1 protein-coding gene is annotated in these 517 nt (G+C 38.3%); it reads right to left on the reverse strand.

What is annotated here, in order from left to right; translation table 11 throughout:
• On the reverse strand, window positions 1-394 hold a 394-nt coding region (tnpA, locus tag CBX96_RS21425), incomplete at its 3' end, for an IS200/IS605-like element ISShes8 family transposase (protein WP_109287997.1).
• Between the last annotated feature and the right edge of the window lie 123 nt (window positions 395-517).

Below are 517 nucleotides of genomic sequence, written 5' to 3' on the forward strand. Positions count from 1 at the left end.
TCTCTTGATGCCTAACGTATCTACGGATTATTTCCTCGTTAATTCCAATCGAATCGACGAAGTATCCTCTCTGCCAAAAATGATTTCCCCAAAGTTTATTCTTACGTAGGTAAGGAAATTTACTGAATATTTTCAACGCTATCTTACCTTTTAACGCCCCCATTAAATTCGATATAGATATCTTCGGAGGTACCTTCACCACTAAATGAACATGGTCAACTTGAACATTTAGCTCCATGACTATGCATCCCATTTGATGGCAATAAACCTGAATGCATCGATAAACCTCTTTTCCGACATTACCTTTCAATATCCGAAAGCGGTACTTTGGTGTCCAGACTATATGATATTGACATCGCCAGAACACATGCGATGCTTGCTCGTATCTACTCATGTTATTTGCCTCTTTTGACTTCGCTAAAAATCAAAGATGCATTTAACATGGGTAGGTATACAGGCAAAGCCTCAAATGATGATAACCACCTACTGAAGTAGGTGGTTTTGGGCTAAAAATAAA

Source organism: Shewanella sp. BC20 (genome assembly GCF_003129585.1).
Classification (GTDB): Bacteria; Pseudomonadota; Gammaproteobacteria; order Enterobacterales; family Shewanellaceae; genus Shewanella; species Shewanella seohaensis.